Source organism: Ferrovibrio sp. (genome assembly GCF_019636075.1).
Taxonomy (GTDB): domain Bacteria; phylum Pseudomonadota; class Alphaproteobacteria; order Ferrovibrionales; family Ferrovibrionaceae; genus Ferrovibrio.
The window spans coordinates 1-17103 of sequence record NZ_JAHBYG010000010.1 but is presented as its reverse complement, the minus strand read 5'-3'; the positions used below and the strand labels follow the sequence as shown (position 1 = coordinate 17103).

At 61.9% G+C, this 17103-nt stretch carries 13 protein-coding genes and 1 tRNA gene; 6 read left to right on the top strand and 8 right to left on the bottom strand.

From position 1 onward, the window contains the following. Nucleotide 1 precedes the first annotated feature (1 nt). Genes KF827_RS06470 through KF827_RS06445 form a run of 6 tightly spaced genes read right to left on the bottom strand, consistent with a single transcriptional unit; the run spans nt 2 to nt 6159 of the window. On the bottom strand, nt 2-766 hold the full coding sequence (locus KF827_RS06470) for a polysaccharide deacetylase family protein (RefSeq protein WP_291002149.1): 765 nt from the start codon (nt 764-766) through the stop codon (nt 2-4). Then, the gene (locus KF827_RS06465; RefSeq protein ID WP_291002144.1) at nt 763-1926 is read right to left on the bottom strand and encodes a glycosyltransferase; all 1164 of its coding nucleotides are present in this window, start codon (nt 1924-1926) and stop codon (nt 763-765) included. The genes KF827_RS06470 and KF827_RS06465 overlap by 4 nt, the downstream gene beginning before the upstream one ends. Then, nucleotides 1923-2510, bottom strand: a complete 588-nt coding sequence (locus KF827_RS06460; RefSeq protein WP_291002141.1) for a histidine phosphatase family protein — start codon at nt 2508-2510, stop codon at nt 1923-1925. Before KF827_RS06460 ends, KF827_RS06465 begins: the two co-directional genes overlap by 4 nt. Next, nucleotides 2507-3646, bottom strand: coding sequence for a glycosyltransferase family 4 protein (locus KF827_RS06455; protein ID WP_291002138.1), 1140 nt, complete (start codon nt 3644-3646; stop codon nt 2507-2509). The genes KF827_RS06460 and KF827_RS06455 overlap by 4 nt, the downstream gene beginning before the upstream one ends. 16 nt (nt 3647-3662) lie before the next feature. Next, complete coding sequence (locus KF827_RS06450; protein WP_291002135.1) at nt 3663-4913, bottom strand: glycosyltransferase family 4 protein; 1251 nt, start codon at nt 4911-4913, stop codon at nt 3663-3665. Nucleotides 4914-4917: 4 nt separating this feature from the next. Beyond that, nucleotides 4918-6159 (bottom strand): glycosyltransferase, encoded by a 1242-nt coding sequence (locus KF827_RS06445; protein WP_291002132.1) that lies wholly within the window; start codon nt 6157-6159, stop codon nt 4918-4920. 194 nt (nt 6160-6353) lie between these two features. On the opposite strand from KF827_RS06445, the gene KF827_RS06440 reads away from it, so the two are divergent. The 5 genes from KF827_RS06440 to KF827_RS06420 all read left to right on the top strand — a co-directional run bounded on the left by KF827_RS06440 (nt 6354) and on the right by KF827_RS06420 (nt 12601). Continuing rightward, nucleotides 6354-9005: an ABC transporter ATP-binding protein gene (locus KF827_RS06440; RefSeq protein WP_291002130.1), complete on the top strand. Its 2652-nt coding sequence runs from the start codon at nt 6354-6356 to the stop codon at nt 9003-9005. Nucleotides 9006-9077: 72 nt separating this feature from the next. Continuing rightward, nucleotides 9078-9539: a Crp/Fnr family transcriptional regulator gene (locus tag KF827_RS06435; RefSeq protein WP_291002127.1), complete on the top strand. Its 462-nt coding sequence runs from the start codon at nt 9078-9080 to the stop codon at nt 9537-9539. Beyond that, a complete protein-coding gene (locus KF827_RS06430; RefSeq protein ID WP_291002124.1) occupies nt 9536-10027 on the top strand; it encodes a class I SAM-dependent methyltransferase in 492 nt (163 codons plus the stop codon). The genes KF827_RS06435 and KF827_RS06430 overlap by 4 nt, the downstream gene beginning before the upstream one ends. Nucleotides 10028-10030: 3 nt before the next feature. Further along, nucleotides 10031-11077 carry a P1 family peptidase gene (locus KF827_RS06425; RefSeq protein WP_291002121.1) on the top strand — a complete coding sequence of 349 codons (1047 nt, stop codon included), beginning with the start codon at nt 10031-10033 and terminating at the stop codon, nt 11075-11077. 30 nt (nt 11078-11107) lie between these two features. After that, nucleotides 11108-12601, top strand: coding sequence for an ABC transporter substrate-binding protein (locus tag KF827_RS06420; RefSeq protein ID WP_291002118.1), 1494 nt, complete (start codon nt 11108-11110; stop codon nt 12599-12601). Nucleotides 12602-12825: 224 nt separating this feature from the next. Here KF827_RS06420 and KF827_RS06415 read toward each other — a convergent pair whose 3' ends face one another. Next, nucleotides 12826-14190 carry a hypothetical protein gene (locus tag KF827_RS06415; protein ID WP_291002116.1) on the bottom strand — a complete coding sequence of 455 codons (1365 nt, stop codon included), beginning with the start codon at nt 14188-14190 and terminating at the stop codon, nt 12826-12828. Between the two features lie 387 nt (nt 14191-14577). Here KF827_RS06415 and KF827_RS06410 point away from each other — a divergent pair. Then, nucleotides 14578-14654 (top strand) — tRNA-Arg (locus tag KF827_RS06410). Nucleotides 14655-15261: 607 nt separating this feature from the next. Here the strand turns inward: KF827_RS06410 and KF827_RS06405 are convergent. Then, nucleotides 15262-16968: a MobA/MobL family protein gene (locus KF827_RS06405; RefSeq protein WP_291002113.1), complete on the bottom strand. Its 1707-nt coding sequence runs from the start codon at nt 16966-16968 to the stop codon at nt 15262-15264. Nucleotides 16969-17103: the final 135 nt, after the last annotated feature.

Below are 17103 nucleotides of genomic sequence, written 5' to 3'. Positions count from 1 at the left end.
GTCAGGCCCGTTGGCCGGATTGCGGCCCTGCGCCGAAGGCCGAATCCACATCCAGCCACAAAGCGCCGGGATGGCTGCCTGTCTTGGCCAGGAATACCGCAATGAAATCCCAGGTTTCCGCATCATGGCGGGCATGATGGGTGAGCAGGCCGAGCGGTTCGTCGCTGTCATTACGCAGGTGCAGCAAAACCGTGTCGAGCGCGCCTTGCAGGCCGATAAAGCCTGCATCTGCCTTCCAATTCACCGGATCGAGATGGGTATTCACCTGCATCAGCCCCGGAGCCGCCCAGGAATCCTCCCGGGCCTTGAAGGTGGACAGGCCATGCAACCCCAGCCGCGGCAGATGCGGCAGCAGAGCCGGCGCGATGCGATTCCAAGGCGGCACCAGCACCGGCCGCAGGCGCGGACCGAACAGGCCGCGCAGGATTTCGCGGCCATGGCGCAGATCGGCCAGGCAATCGCTGGCCGGGCGGCTGGTGGGGAATTCGGATTTCTTTTCGCCGGCGGCGCCGTGATTGATATGGGCAAAGCCATGCTGCAGCACGGCAACATCCGGTTCCGACTGCAGCAGACCGGCCAATTCGGCGGAGGCTTGATTCGGGATCACCGCCAGCGCCAGCGGCAAAGCATATGCGCGGCGCAGATCGAGCAGGCGCTGCAAGTCAGGCGTGGGGGTTGCGGCATCGTCGTCGCGCCACCAGAACAGCGCCCGGCGTTTGGCCGCGGCGCGCTCATCCAGCAGCCGGCTGAGTGCATCCCAGCTCATCGGGCGATCGGATTTTTGCGCAGCGCGAGTTTTTCACGCAGCAGCCGCGCGGTATGGGCGGCGCCATCCAGATCCACATGGCTATCCTGCGGCTTGGGTGCCGCCAATGCGCGGTCGATGGCTGCGGCCAGGCTTTGCGGCGTAAGCTCGCTTTCGCGCAGATAGGCCATGGCGCCGCGCGCGGCCAGCAATTCGGCACGCAGGGCCTGTTCGGTTTCGTCGCCGCCGGCAAACGGCACGATCACGGCGCGGGCGCGGGCATGCAGGGTTTCCATCACGGTATTATAGCCGGCCTTGCTGATGCTGAGGCGGCAATGCTGCAACATGGCGGGAAAATCCGGCCGCGCCTGATCCACGATCACGCCGGCAGGGCTGCGCGCCTTGAGTTCGGCCACCGCATCGGGCGCTTCCATCGGGCTGACCAGCAGGCGCCAGGTGGCATCCTTGGCCTGGCTCAGCGGCCGGGCGGCAATCGCGGCATGAAACAGCGGCAACCCCACCGCGCCACCGCCGGCCGAGACCAGCACTTCGTCGCGGCCATCGGATGTGGCCCTGGCCGGCGCATGCTCCACGATATAGCCGGTATAGATCAGCAGATCCTGCACCGTTGTGGCCAGCGGGAAGGTGCGCTCGAACGGGATCAGCGTGGGATCGCCATGCACGAAGGCGCCATCGTAATAGCTGCGCAGCCAGTTCAGCGCATCCAGGTCGCGTTGCGGCTTGGGGCGATCCACCAGGATGTCGCGCACCGAGGAATAGATCAGCGGACGCGGCTGCATCTCATGCAGATGGGCCAGCCATGGCAGCAATTCATGGCGCATCGGGCGGCGCGCGAACGGGAAGAGTTCGGTCAGCACCGCATCGGGCTTGAAACCATCGGACAGGGCGAACAGGGCGGCGCGGCGGCTTTGCCACCATGCCTCGTCAACCTGATTGCCATGTGCATCCAGGATGATGCGGAAGCTGGCATCGGCGGCCCGCGCCGGCGGCAATTGCCGGAACTGGATGCCGTCCAGCCGGTCCAATGTGGTATCGGGATAACCGCCGGAAACCAGCATGGTTTCGAACCCATCGCGCACCAGGGCGCGCGCAATCGCCGCCGTGCGGTGCAGATGCCCCACGCCCAGCAGATGCTGCACATAAATCAACACGCGGTTCATCGTGGCACCAGGGTTACATTCATCAGCAACGGGCGCGGCGTGCCATCGGCGTCCAGGCGGAAGACATGCAGCGCCTTCCAATCCAGCTTCACCGGTGGTTTGCCCAGCATCGGCCAGTCATAGGCCAGCGCCATGATGGCACGGATCACGCCTTTATGGGTTACCGCGCCGGTATCCACGCCGGTTTGCGCCAGTTCGGCCAGCCAGGGCAGCAAGCGGGCCTGCACCTGGCGCGGGCTTTCGCCATTGGGCGGCAGCAGGTCCAGCCCACGCGCCTCGTTGGCGGCGAAATCCTCGCCATAGCGGGCTTGCAACTGCGCGATGGTCAGGCCTTCGTAATCGCCCCAGGAGGTTTCGATCAAGGCCGGCTCGGGCTGGGCTGCCAGGCCAAGGGCCTCTGCGGTTTGACGGGTGCGCAAGAGCGGGCTGCTGCGCCATGGCCAGCCGGCATAGGGCTGCGGCACGGCCAGTTTGCGCAGGCCGGCCAGGGACTCCTCCAATGCCGGAATATCCGTGCGGCCTTGCAGCCGGCCATCGATATTCCAGGCGGTGCGGGTATGGCGCAGCAAGGCAAGCTGGGTCATGCCGGCAGCCCCAGATTGCGGAAAACCTGCGTCAGATTGCGTTGCGCGGCGGCCAGGTCATGCTCGGCGGAAACTTTCGCCAGTGCGGCGTCGCGCATGCGGCCCAGGGCCGGAAGATCAGCCAGCAGGCTGCGCAGGCCATCGGCCATGGCGGCCATGTCGCCTTCCGGGGTGAGCAGCCCGGTCTCGTTCTGCCGCACGATATCGGGCACGCCACGGGTTTGCGCGGCCAACACCGGCAGGCCGCAGGCCTGGGCTTCCAGCAGGGCCATGCCATAGGCCTCGTTCACGGCGGGCCATACATAGAGGTCGCTCACCGTATAGGCACCGGCCAGTTGCTCGGCGGCCAGCAACCCGGTGAAGCAGACCCGGCCGCCCAGCGGCGCCATCACGGCTTCCACCTCTTCGCGCGCCGGGCCATCGCCGGCGACGATCAGCCGCCAGGGAATATCTTGCGCCTGTTTCAGCATCTCGGCCAGGGCGCGGAACGAGGCCAGCTTGTCGCCTTGCCGCATCATGCCCACCGCCAGCAGCCAGGGTTCGTCGGCCGGCAAGCGGTATTGCGCGGCCCAGACCGGGCGCAATTCGGCGCGATGGCGCTGCACCCGGGCATAGGGCGCGGCTTCCAGGAAAGGCGGCAGGGCAATCACCTTGTCTGCGCCGGCCAGATCGATCACGCAGGCGCGGTCCAGCGTGGTGAGGCAGAGCAGCGCATCGGCCGAGCGGATCGCCAGCGCGGCCTGGGCATAGCCTTTCGCCCAGGGTCCATTGGCGCGTTTGGGCGCCACCGAAGGCTCGGCGATAACATAGGGAATGTTGAAGCGATGCTTCAGCGCCGGGCCGATATAGTCGGCGGCCTTGTGATAGACATGATAGGTGAACAGCAAATCCGGCAGGCGTGGCGGCGGCCCACTGAAAACGCCGGTGAGGCGCTGTACCTCGTCGCGCGCGGCGGCGGCGATCGAGGTTTCGCGCGCAGTATTGCCATCGCTGTTATAGCTGCGCAGATCGGAAATCACCTGCACGTCATGCCCCATGCCGCTCAGCGCGGCGATCAGCAGCCGCGCCATGCGCCGGTCGCCGGATGGCGAGGGATGGTCGGGCGGCTTAAGCGGTGCGTAAAAGCCAATTCTCATGACGGGATCCGAGGCATCAGGCGGCCTGCAAACCGAAGCGGCGGGCCAGTTCGTCGATGCCGGCCCGCATGGAAAAATGGCCGCGGACGCGCTGTTCGCCGGCTGTCCCCAGGCGCTGGCGCAGGGTTGGATCGGCGATCAGTCTGGCAAGAGCCGCGCTCAACGCCGGCGCATCATCGGGCGGTACCAGCAGGCCGGTTTCGCCATCGCGGATCAATTCGGGGATGGCGGAAAAGGCCGTGGACAGGCAGGCCAGGCCCTGGCTCTGGGCTTCCATCAGCACATTGGGCAGGCCATCCATGTCGCCATCCTTGTCCTTGCGGCTGGCCAGCACGAAAAGATCGGCATTGCGGCAGGCTTCGATCACAGCAGCCTGAGCCTGCGCGCCGCGCCAGGCGATGCGGCCGGCGATACCGAGCTGGCTGGCTTGCTGCTGCAATTGCGGCAGCTTCGGCCCGCCGCCGATATGCTCGAAATGCCAATGCAGATCGGCGGGCAGGTCGGCCAGGGCTTGCAGCAGGATGTCGTAGCCTTTCTTTTCGACGGCGCGGCCGACCGAAAGCAGGCGCACCGGATCGGCTGGATCGGCGCCATCGCGCGGCGGCCGCTCCGTACCGGGCGGAAAACGATCCAGATCGATGCCGTGATAAACCAGGGTCACCTTATTGCCCACGCCGAGTTGGTTCAGATGGGCCACGTTATGGGCATTGCAGGTGACGGCCCAGCGGCAATCGTTGAATTTTTCCGTCTTTTCCCAATCCGGCGTGATCCACAGGTCGCGGGCATGGGCGGAGGCGGTCCAGGGCAGGCCCAGCAGATGCGCGGCATAGCGCGCGACCGAACCTGGCGTATGCACGAAATGCGCATGCAGATGGCGGTATTTCGCCGGTAGCTCGGCGGCCAGCACCAGGGCCTGGCCAAGCCTGCGGCCGCGATTGGGCGTGGGGTCGCGCAACATGTCGCGCCACCACAGTTTCAGCGTTTCGCCAAAGCCGGGCAGCTTGCGGGCCCGCCACCAGCCGCGCAGCACGCGCAGCGGTTCCTGATACAGATATTCCGGCAGATACAGCAGATTGGCCTGGATGCGGTCATGCACCGGATGGCGTTTCTTGTCGGTAGGGTGGCGCAGGCTGACGATCAGGATATCCAGGCCGCGCCGCTCCAACGCCTCGATTTCCTGGGCGATGAAGGTTTCAGACAGGCGCGGATAGCCTTTCAGAACAAAAGCCACTGCGGGCGCCACCGCCGGCGCATCGGATACACTCATCTTGTTATGCGCGGAACTCGATCACCTGGCCCGAAGCTTCGGTGGTGGTTTCCTCGGTTTTGACCGGTCGCAGCCACGGCTTGACCAGGCGATCGACATTCTCCAGGCCTTCCAGCAGGCCGGGAATCACCACTTCAGACGGCAGGCGCTGGCGCGGCAGGGCGCGGATCGCGGCGGCCATCACGGCGGGATCGTAGGTCTCGTCGTCTTCCAGCATGCGTGTGAGGCCGAGTTCCTGCGCGCGGGAGGCGCGGATGAACTGCTCCATGCGGGGCTTTTTGCGCGGCACGATGATGGCGCGTTTGTTCAACGACAGGATTTCGCAGAAGGTGTTGTAGCCGCCCATGGCAATCACGCCCACGGCATTCTTCACGATATGCTCCATATGGGCATCGAAGGTGATCGCCTCCACCCGCGGCAGCTTGGCCACGCGGGAGAGGAATTCGCGGCGCCGCTCGCGCTGCATGAACGGACCCAGCACCAGCAGCGCCGGGTAGGGCAGCATTTCGTTGCTTTCATAGGCGCGCAGCACCCATTCGATCAGGCCTTCGCCATCGCCACCGCCGCCGGGGGTGACCAGCAGGAAGGGACGCTGCACGATCTCGGGCAATTGATGCTCGGGCGGCGGTTCGTCGGAGGTGCGCGGCAGATAGCCGGTATAGACGATCTTGCGCTTCACCTTCTCGGGCAGTTCGATGCCTTCCAGCGGATCGCAGAATTGCGGCAGGCCATACACCCAGATTTGGTCGTAGAGGTTGCGCAGGGCCGGCATCACGTTTTTGCGGCGCCATTCCGGTTCCAGCGCCTTCGGCTCGTCCATCACATCGCGCAGGCCCAGCACCAGGCGGGTGCCGCGTGCCTTCAGCATGCGCATGGTATCCAGCGCCTCGCCGCGCAGGCCCAGCGGCTCCTTGTCGACAATAAAGATGTCGGGGTCGTACACCCGGGCGGTGTGCTGGATGATTTCGGCCCGCAACTTGAGAGTTTCTTCGATATGGATCGGCAGGTTGAGCGAGGTGTATTGGCCGTCGCGCAGCTTGATCACGCCCGGCACGCGGACGAAATCCACCCGGCTGCGAAAATCGAAACTGCCGATGATCGGCGACCCGGAAAGAATCATCACCGACATATCGGGATTATTCTCCACCAGGGCATGCGCCAGCGTGCGGCAACGACGCAGATGTCCAAGTCCGAATGTGTCGTGGCTGTAGATCAGCACACGCGTGCCGTCGCTGCGTGTCACCATACGGGGCCCCCAGGTTCCAGGGGCAAACTATGGCATGCCGGGGCGGGTGGGGAAAAGGGTTTAGAAAGACCTTATTCCCCGTCTGTTCGCATATCTAGGGAAAGCCGCCTCATACTTCAGGATGAGGGGCCTGGGTGGCGGTTGGCGCGCCTCGGGGGGCTGGTATAGACTGACCGCAGTGGTGGGGGCCTGTCGTGGAAAAAAATCTCTACAAATTCATCATACGCTTCAGTCTGCGGCAGCAGATCATCATCACCCTGCTATCCGTAGCGTCCTTCGGACCCTACTACTACTATTTGTCGATGCCCAAGACGATCATCAACGAGGGCATCGGCGGCAAGCACGTTACCTATCCGGTGGATCTGTGGGGCCTTGGCGTGCTCCACCTCGACAAGGTGGATTACCTGCTTGTTCTCTGTTTCGGCTTTCTGCTGCTGGTTCTGGTGCAGCAGGCCTTCAAATACGCCATCAACGTATTTCAGGGCATTGCCGGCGAACGCATGCTGCGCCGCCTGCGTTATGACCTGTATGCCCAGGTGCTGCGCTTTCCGCTGCCGACTTTCCGCAAGACCAGCCAGGGCGAAATCATTCCGATGGTGATTGCCGAGGTGGAACCGGTGGGCGGCTTCATCGGCGAAAGCTTCGCGCTGCCGATCTTCCAGGGCGGCATGCTGCTGGTGATTTTCGGCTTTCTGGTGATCCAGAATCCGGTCATGGCCATGGCAGCCGTGGCGCTTTATCCGATTCAGTTCTACATCGTGCCGAAGCTGCAGCGCCGGGTGCGCGCGCTGGGCAAGGAGCGTATCAAGAATCAGCGTCGGCTGTCGGACCGCATCGGCGAGACCGTGACCGGCGTGGTGGAGTTGCACACCCATGATGGCTCCAACCGCATGCTGGCCGATTTCGCCAAGCGGCTGGGCATCAGCTATTGGATTCGCGTGGAGATTTTCCAGCGCAAGTTCGTGATCAAGTTCGTCAACAATTTCATCCAGCAGCTTGGGCCGTTTTTCTTCTACTCGATCGGCGGCTATCTGGTGATCAAAGGCCAGATGGATGTGGGTACGGTGATCGCCGCCGTGAATGCTCACAAGGAAATGGCCGCGCCGTGGAAGGAATTGCTCAACCATTATCAGACCCGCGAGGATGTGAAGCAGAAATACGAGCAGGTGGTGAGCAATTTCGAACCGGAAGGCATGCCGCCGCCGGAAGACCAATTGCTGGAGCCGGCCGAGCCGGTGCCGTTGAACGGCCCGATCAACGTCAGCAGCCTCACCCTGAACGACGACCAGGGCAATGCGGTGCTCGACAATCTGTCGCTCACCATACCCTGGCCGGCGCGCGTGGCCGTGGTGGGCGGGTCTGGACGCGAGGATTTTCTGCAGGTGCTGGCGCGGTTGCAGATGCCCACGCGCGGCAAGGTCTCGATCAACGGCCGCCTGCTGAGCGAATTGCCCGAAACCGTGACCGGCCGCCGGCTGGCCTATGTCGGCTCGGCGGCGCATATCTTCAACGCCACCCTGGGCGACAATCTCTTTCTCGGCCTGCGTTATCGCCCGGTGCATGAGCGCCAGATGAACGAGCGCCAGCGCAAGCATTTCGAACGCGAATTGGTGGAGTTGAAGGCCTCGGGCAATATTCTCTACGATGTCGACGCCGACTGGACCGATTACAAAGCCGCCGGCGTGGACAAGCCCGAGGATCTGGGCCGCGCGGCTATAGCTGCGCTGCGCATCGCGGCTTTCGACGAGGATGTGTTCCAGTTCGGCATGCGCGGCACCATCAATCCCAAGCAGCGCGGCGAATTGGCCGACCGGGTGCTGCAGGCCCGTCGCGCCTTCCGCTCGCGGCTGGCCGATGGCGATATCGCCGATCTGGTGGAAGGCTGGGATCCCGAACGCTACAACACCAATGCCACGGTGGCGGAGAACCTGTTGTTCGGCACCGCGCGCGAATTGATTTTCGATGTGGACAATCTGGCCAGCGATCCGTTCACGCTGGGGGTGCTGGAGCAGGTGGGGCTGCGCGACCGCTTCCTGCGCATCGGCTATGAAGTGGCCAGCACGATGGTGGAGTTGTTCGCCGATCTGCCGCCGGACCATGAATTCTTCCAGCAATTCAGCTTCATCTCGTCTGACGATCTGCCCGATTACAAGGAGTTGCTGGCGCGCGCCAAGCCCGACAATCTGGGCCAACTGGCCGATGCCGACCGTGCGCGCCTGATGACCCTGCCGTTCAAGTTGATCCTCACCCGGCATCGCCTGGGGCAGATCGACGAGAATGACCGCGCCGCCATCCTGCAGGCCCGCAAGATATTTTCCCAGACTCTGCCGGAAGACCGCCGCGGCTCCATTGCCTTCTTCGATCCCGAGCATTTCAATGCCTCGGCCAGCATTGTCGACAACATCCTGTTCGGCCGGGTGGCCTATGGCCAGGCGCAAGCGCAAGAGAAGATCGGCGCGGTGATGGCCGATGTGATCAAGCAATTGCAGTTGCGCGATCCGATCATCGAAGTGGGCTTCAATTTCGATGTGGGCATCTCCGGTGCGCGGTTGAATTCAGGCCAGCGCCAGAAGCTTGCCATCGCCCGGGCATTGCTGAAGCAGCCGGATTGGGTGATGCTGTCGGAAAGCACGGCATCGCTGGACCCCCGCAGCCATGCCGCCGTATTGCAGGCCTTGCTGGAACAGCGCAAGCAGGCAGGTTTGGTCTGGTCGCTGCAGCGTGTCAGCGAAGCCGAGGGTTTCGATATTGTTGTGGTGATTGCCGATGGCCGCGTGGTTGGCAATGGTCGTTATGCCGATCTGGCTGCCAGCAACGAGGCGTTCAAGAAAATGTTGCAGGGGTGAGGAGGCCGCCCGGCCTGATAGTTATGGTTCGCCGGATACTACCGGTTCGAATGCGTTGAGAGGATTTTTGCCATGAGCATTAACGAAGAGGTGGAACTGCTCCGCCGCATCCCGCTTTTCGCCAAGATCGAGCCGGCGAAACTGAAACTGCTTGCCTTCACCAGCCAGCGCATCACCTACAAGCCCGGCGACACGGTGTTTCACCAGGGCGATCCGGGCGACGCGGCCTATGTGATTTTCGGCGGCGAGGCCGATGTGTTGGTGGATACACCATCCGGGCCGCTCACCGTGGCGCGGCTCAAGCAGAATGATTTCGTGGGCGAGATCGCCATTCTTTGCGACGTGCCGCGCACCGCCACGGTGAAGGCGGTGTCGGAACTTGTTACGCTGCGTATCACCAAGGATCTGTTTTTCCGGCTGATCACCGATTTTCCGCAGATCGCCATCGAGATCATGCGCGTGTTGGCCCAGCGCCTGGAGCGCACCACGGCCGATCTGCGCAGTGCTACCGCCAAGCAGAACGGCAAGACGTGAGTCGCCTGGACAGCTTCATCCGCCGGATGATGGCGCAGCGCGCGGTGCTGGATTGGGCGACAGGCGAAATCGCCTCTAAGCCCGGCCTGGTGCTGGAAATCGGCTTGGGCAATGGCCGCACCTTCGATCATCTGCGCGAAAAACTGCCCAATCGTCCGATCTATGCCTTCGATCGTGCCGACAATGCCCATCCGGCCTCCAAGCCGCCGGCCGATTGGCTGGTGCTGGGCGAATTTTCCGAAAGCCTGCCGGCCTTTGCCCAGGCGCACCCGCATGAAGCCGTGTTGCTGCATTACGATGCCGGCCTGGGCGACACCGAGGCCAACCGCGAGCAGCTTGGCTGGATATCCGATCTGTTGCCCCGGTTGGCCATGCCGGGTGCCATCGTGCTGTCGGATCAGGCTTTGGAAAATCCCGCGCTGCAGCGGCGCGAGCCGCCGGTGGATATCCCCAAACAACGCTATTTTCTCTACCAAATGATGAGTTGAGCCATGGCAGGTCCGGGCCCGAAGAATTCTCTGACCGATATTGCCGGCCTGCTGGTCGGCCAGGCCGAGGATGCGGCGGCGCGTACCGGGGTGAGCGTGATCCTGCCGCAGATGCGGGCGGTGGCCAGCGTGGATGTGCGCGGCGGCGGCCCCGGCACGCGGGAGACCGAATTGCTGCGGCCCGAAGCCATGGTGCCGGCGATCGATGCGATCTGCCTGGCCGGGGGCTCGGTGTATGGCCTGGATGCGGCATCCGGCGTGGTGCAATGGCTGGCCCGCCATGGCCGCGGCCTGGCGGTGCATACGATCAATGTGCCCATCGTGCCATCGGCGATCCTGTTCGATCTGATGAATGGCGGCGACAAGCATTGGCTTGCCGGGGAGTATGGGGAAACGCCCTATCGGCGGCTGGCCATGGCGGCCTGCGATGCGGCATCGGCCGATGCCGTGGCGCTTGGCAATGCCGGCGCCGGCTATGGTGCGATGGCCGGCAAGCTGAAGGGCGGGGTGGGCAGCGCATCCTGGGTGGAGGATGACGGCCTGATCGTGGCAGCCCTGGTGGCCGCCAATCCGGTGGGCAGCGTGCTGACCCCGGGCAATAAGGGGTTCTGGGCCGCGCCGTTCGAACAGGCCGGCGAGTTCGGCAATCTGCCGGCCCCGCCGCCGCGCGAGGTGCCGGCCAGCCTGCCCAAGGAAGCGCGGATCGGCGGCCATACCTGCATCGGCGTGGTGGCCACCAATGCCGCCTTGGATAAGGCGGCGCTGCGCCATGTCGCCACCATGGCCCATGATGGCCTGGCACGGTCGATCCGCCCGGTTCATACGCCGTTCGATGGCGATACGCTGTTTTCGCTGGCGACGGCCAATTGGCCGGATCAGATATCGGGGCAGGCCGAACAGGTTGGGCCAGGCGGTAGCCTGCTGCCGCTGCTGATTGCCCGGGTCGGATCGATTGCCGCCGATTGCGTTGCCCGGGCGGTAGGGCGCGCGGTCTGGCAGGCCGAACCGCTCGGAGCGCTGGACACGGCCCGCAAAGTAGCGCTTGAATAAATACAAGCGGGTTTTAACAGGAGGCAATCTATGTTCAATTGGAAACAGCTTGGTACCGGTGCGCTGCTGATTGGCGCGCTGGCTCTTCCCCAGGCTTTCGGGGCCGACCAGGCCGCCGCGCAGGCGCGCAAGGATGCCGCCGTTCTGGCCATGGTGCTGGAGCCGCCGGGCCTCGATCCCACCGTGGCGCCGGCCGCCGCGATCGGCGAAATCACCCATATCAACATCTTCCAGGGTTTGATCCGGATTCTCGAGAATGGCCAGGTTGCGCCGCTGCTGGCCACCAGCTGGACCATCTCGCCGGACCAGACCGAGTTCACCTTCAAGCTGAAGACCGGCGTGAAGTTCCATGACGGCACGGATTTCGATTCCGCCGATGTGAAGAGCTCGTTCGAAACCTATGCCGGCGAGAAGAGCACCAACAAGCGCAAGGCGGTGTTTACCAACATCGCCAGCATCGAAACCCCCGATGCCGCCACGGTGAAGCTGAAACTGAAGAAGGCCGATCCGACCTTCCTGTTCAGCCTTGGCGAAAACACCGCCGTGATCACCGGGCCGGAAAGCCGTGCCACCAACGCCACCAACCCGGTGGGCACCGGCCCCTACAAGTTCGGCAAATGGGTGAAGGGCGATTCCGTCATGCTCGAAGCCGCGCCGGGCAGTGATGTGAAGCTCAAGAGCGTCACCTTCCGCTTCATCTCCGACCCGGCCGCCATGGTGGCTGCCCTGCTGGCCGGCGATGTGGACGGCGTGCCGATCGGCCTGACCGGCGAGAATGTGCCGCAATTCGAGAAGGACAAGCGCTTCACCGTGACGGTGGGTTCCACCGAGGGTGAGACGATGGTCTCCACCAACAACAAACGCCCTTACCTGAGCGACGTGCGGGTGCGCCGCGCGCTGGCTCATGCCATCGACCGCAAGGCGATCATCGAGGGCGTGAATTTCGGTTATGGCAAGCCGATCGGCAGCCATTTCCCGCCGCATGATCCGGCCTATGTGGATCTGACCGGCAAGTATCCCTACGACGTGGCCAAGGCCAAGGCCCTGCTGAAGGAAGCCGGCGCCGAGAAGATCGAGCTGACCTTGAAGCTGCCGCCGCCGGCCTATGCCCGCCGTAGCGGCGAGTTGGTGGCCGCCATGCTGGCCGATGTTGGCATCACCGCCAAGATCGAGAATCTGGAATGGGCGCAATGGCTGGATGTGGTGTTCAAGAACTTCAACTACGACCTCACCATCATCAGCCATGTAGAGCCGAACGATTACGTGAAGTATGCCGAGCCGAACTATTATTGGCAGTATGACAGCGCTGCGACCCAGGGCTTCATCAACACCGCCAATTCCACGCTCGACCCGGCCGTGCGCACCAAGGCCCTGCAGGACATGCAGCGCCAGATCGCCGAGGATTCGGTGAATGTGTTCCTCTACAACCTGCCGCGCATCACGGTTGCCAAGGCCGGCCTGAAGGGTTTGTGGGTGAATGCCCCGATCTTCGTGAACGACCTGGCGGCCCTGAGCTGGCAGTAAGCCATTCCACGATCAATCCGGGCCGGCGCCTCGTGAGGGGCGCCGGTTCCGGCTAAAAAATCCCAGCTAAAGAAAAACCAGCCCCAAAGAAAAACCACCCCAAAGAAAAAACCCCACCGAATTGCTTCGGCGGGGTTTTTTTTATTCACCAGGAATTTAACCCGGGATGGATACGGATACGGCGCTTAACGCACCCGCCGAATCTTCATCTTCAATTCCGGCGCTTAGCGCACCAGAACATGTACCTCGTTGGCCGGGTTCTGCGGGTTGGCGGTGTTGGTCACCGTCACGCGGCTGGCCGGCAGGCCCATCTCGGCCAGGCTGCGCACCACGCGGTCGGCATTGCGGCGGGCCTGGTTCTGGTTGCTGGCAACCTGGGCGGCGTTGCCCTGACCGGCGGCCACGGCCACCACATCGAACTGCGCCTGCGGGCGGCGCTGCAGGGCCTGCGACACGGCATTATACAGCGCCTGCTGATAGGGCACGTCGGCGCGGTCGAAACGGATCACCACCAGCGGGGCTCGGCCATCATTGGCGGGCGCGCCGGCGCCGGCATAAGCCAGTTGCTGCCCGCCTGCATTGACGGCGGCATTGGCGCCCATGGTGGCGGCCGTGAAGGCGCGGGTGCCGAGGGCGGGGCCGAGGGCTTCGCCGGTCTTGATGGCGGTGGAAAGCGTGGTCAGGTTGCCGCGCTCGGTGCCCACATAGGCGGTCTGGCGGGCCACATCCTCGGAAAGCTCGCCCAACAGGCGGTCGATCTGCACGACAGTCTTGGAGGTTTCATCTTCCAGCACGGCAAGCTGGCGGTGATCCTCGTCGATGGCGCCCGAGATCGAGTAGGTCGACTTGGTGGATTGCAGCAGGTAGGTGGCCATGGCGGAATCGGCGGCCACTTCGTTGCCCAGGCTGTTCATCGCGGCCAGATCGCTGGCCATGCGGTCGATATCGGCCTGGGCCTGGTTCCACTGGCTGACCAGAATCGGGTTGCCCGGAGTGGTGCCCATCTGCAGGCGGGTGTTAATCGCCGCCACGGTGCCGTGATAGCGCTGCGAATTCTGGGTGGCGGAATTGCGGATCGCCTGCACCTGCTGGGCACGCTGCACCACGGCATTCTGCAACTGGCCCAGTTCGGCGCGCATCTGCTGCACCTTCTGGCCCACGAAAGTGCCGGTGGGCTGGCCGGGGGTGACACCCACCGGCTGGAAATTGTTGCCGCCGAACAGCGGGGCAGCCTGGGCGAAAGCCGGCTGTTGGGCCTGGGGCGGGCTCAGGGTCGGCTGCGGATTGCCCTCGGCCGCAGAGGGCGGGGCGATCTGCGATACCATGGTGGGCTTGCCGGTGGGATCTTCGCCGGTCAGGGTCGGCCACAATTCGTCGCTCACATAGGAGCAGCCGCCGAGCAGGGCGAGCAGGCCCAGCATGGAAACCGATTTCAGCAAAGCCGATTGCCGCCCCGATTGTCGCCGGCGCGCCAGCGAATCAGCCGGGCTGCGGGTAACAGCCGGGATATGGCCCGAGCGTTCGCCCGAGCTTCCGTTCGGGACCTGGCGAATATCGCCGACAGCCTGAGAAGCAACCATATGTGCCATGCCGCGCCGTTTCATTTCTTCTTCGGTAGCTACCGAATTCCCCAGCTTTTCCTGGCTATCCGCGCTTTTCAACAATAAGCCGAATGCGAAAGACAGGCCCCCGTGCCGGTTTCCATCGCTTGCTGCGGGCTCTGTCGGCAGGGTGCCGCAGACTCCATCGACAAGCGCCAGGAAACCCGGTCCGTCGCTGGCGAGTATAGAGAGGGCAAGCCCCCCCCCGGCAAGCACCTTCTGCCAGCAAAAACCGTCACTTGTGCAGCATGTTGGGGCTGTGCATGCGGGCCCGAGCCGAACATGCGATAGTGAAGTGGAAGAGTTCGGGCCAGACGCTTGCATGACTGGGGTGAATTGAGTAGGGTCCGCCCCCGTCGCGGTACGCCGCGTTGCGCGCTCGTAGCTCAGCTGGATAGAGCACCAGACTACGAATCTGGGGGTCAGGAGTTCGAATCTCTTCGAGCGCGCCATTTTTTCAATAACTTATCCGATTTTGTAGAATATAGAATTCGCTGTCTGGGACTTTTGTCTGGGACTTTTCATAAAACTTGATCCGAGTTGGTGATAGCAGTTCACCATTTCGTCGCGACCAGAATCGTATTGCAATGTCAGCAAGCGGGCCTTTTGGGAAGTTACCACCCAGAGCAAGGTGTTCGGGGCGCTGAAGTGTTTCCAGTTCAGTTGCCTTAAGGAGCCAGACCAAGATATGCCTGATTGCGCCAATAGGTCGCGAATCTGAACCGGAGTAAAGCTGCTCCTTGCAGAGGCTGCCACTGGAAACCGGTAAGCTCTTCTCATCGTTGGGGGGCTACCAGCGCCGCGCCACCAGTGTCCCAAGGGCAGCGAGGCAATGAATCACGCCAGACGACCGAAATGCTCGAACTAACCCAGAAATATGGCCGATGCCGTTACTGCAAAAATCTTCATGCAGTAGTCGCAGGCCGAGTGATTTGAAAACTACAATCGAATTTAGTAAATTGGGTTGCCTGAAAGCCTCTCGAGCCTAGTCGGGTTTCGCGGCTCTATAAAGGAACACCCAAAGCTAAACTAAAATTACAACCAGGCAGTTCCAACGTCTCATCTCGGTTTGAAGGATTGCCCATATTCTGGTTCTTGATCGGAAGCTTCTTGTGGAATTTCCAAGACCCCGTGAGTTTCGCTATCCAATCGTCTATCAAAGTTTGATTCAGCAATTTTCTGGCTGCTGCTAACGGGGCTACCCGCGGCGCCCAATTCTCGCGTTTCGGCTGCGTCGATTGCAGATTCGGGTTTTGCCCTATCCGGCATGTGATTTGTGGTGATCGCTACGACCTGTATTCCAGATTCTTTTAAGGCTGCCTGTAGCGTAGGTGTCCCACCTCGAAGCTCGACATGCGTCCAACCTTTTGTGAGCGCTTGCTCGACCAATAAAATGATCGACTGGTCGTCTATCTTGTTAGTCCGAATCTCATTGCCAAAGTCTCTGATAAGCGCGTTGGACCACGTCAGGAATGTAAGACTATCGGTATTCACGTATTTGATAGATGCGGCGAGCGTATCGCTTGCCTCTACACCATATATTTTCTTCCATAGGTTCGATTTGAACACAGTCGGTCGACCACGGTCGAGATGCGCTAATCCCTTATCGATGGTGAAGCGACCGGTGGGCGCGGACTTTTCCTTGATCTGATTTTCTTTCCCGACGGCTGGGTGGAATGATGGACGTTTGTGATCCTCTGTTCCGGCCGTACGCATACCGGGCTCATTTTGGGAATTCGTTTCGGGGTGAGAGCTATTTGCCATGGTCGACTTTAAATCTACTCGAGGCATCAATTCGACATTTTGACTAATCGTCTTGGAATTCTTGGTTGAGTCATATTCCTTGAAGTTCGGCCTCTGCCTCCATGCAATTGCATATTCGGCCGCTTCGGTTGGAATCGGCAAGTCTGCCTCTCGGCAATAGCCCTCCAATAACCAACCGGCTTCCTCAAGAAAAAGATCGCGGGCCAAGCACTCAGCCTCGACCTTTTTGCGGCGTCTTTTAGCCGCTTCCGTTTGACCTTTGGCGGATGCTCGACCCATATGCGTGGTAACAGGGCGATTGGTTTTTATAAACCACCAGTATGTATCCATGGCAGCGACTTCGTCATTTCGGCGCAAGGCGTCATTTGCTTTTCGCAATGCCATTTTCCGCAGATTGGCAAGGCTGCCAAACACGAACTCGATCGCAATGCCGGCGCGCAACATGATCCGATTCAGGAAGTCGACATAGAGCGATTTGATATATTCGAGATTCAAGAAAAGCTTTTGTCCTTTTTCCGCTCCGCCGCGTTCCGGAGCTTTGCGATCATATCTTTTGAAAATTTTATCTCGCGGCAGTAGGCGGCTCCGCTCGTCCATTTTTCTTTCGCTGATCATAAGATGGACATGTGGGTTTGTGCCGTTGCCTGCGTGCAGCGCCCAGGTGACTGGAAGTTCGGCTGGTGCGTGGAATCTGGACATGGCGCCAGCCCATTCACAGGCGATCTTGACGAGATTTGTCTTGTCCAGAACTGCGGGCAGCGGGAATACGTATTCCATAGCGAGTGTTGCGTTTTTTCGCTCGAATTTGTCCACAGAAGACCAATAGGCACCAGCACGGGACGCAGCAAAATCCGGCATGCCCAAGCTGCCAAAGGCAAGAACAGGGTCATGCTGTTTAGCGTATCTGCCAGATCGCGTGATATAGGCGTGCTTGGCAACTGCGGAATGGCCTTTGTTTTTGGCGAGGCCGTTTGCTTGTGGTGATATATCGATGTAGCGCATGCATAGTTTATATGCGGATAGTTAGAAAAAACAAAAAATGGCAGATTGTCAGCGTAAAGCCGCCTTGTCTATCTGATGTGACCTGAGCCCGAAGTCTCATCCAGGGATCGGTAGAGTCCTTTCACCATTTGAGCC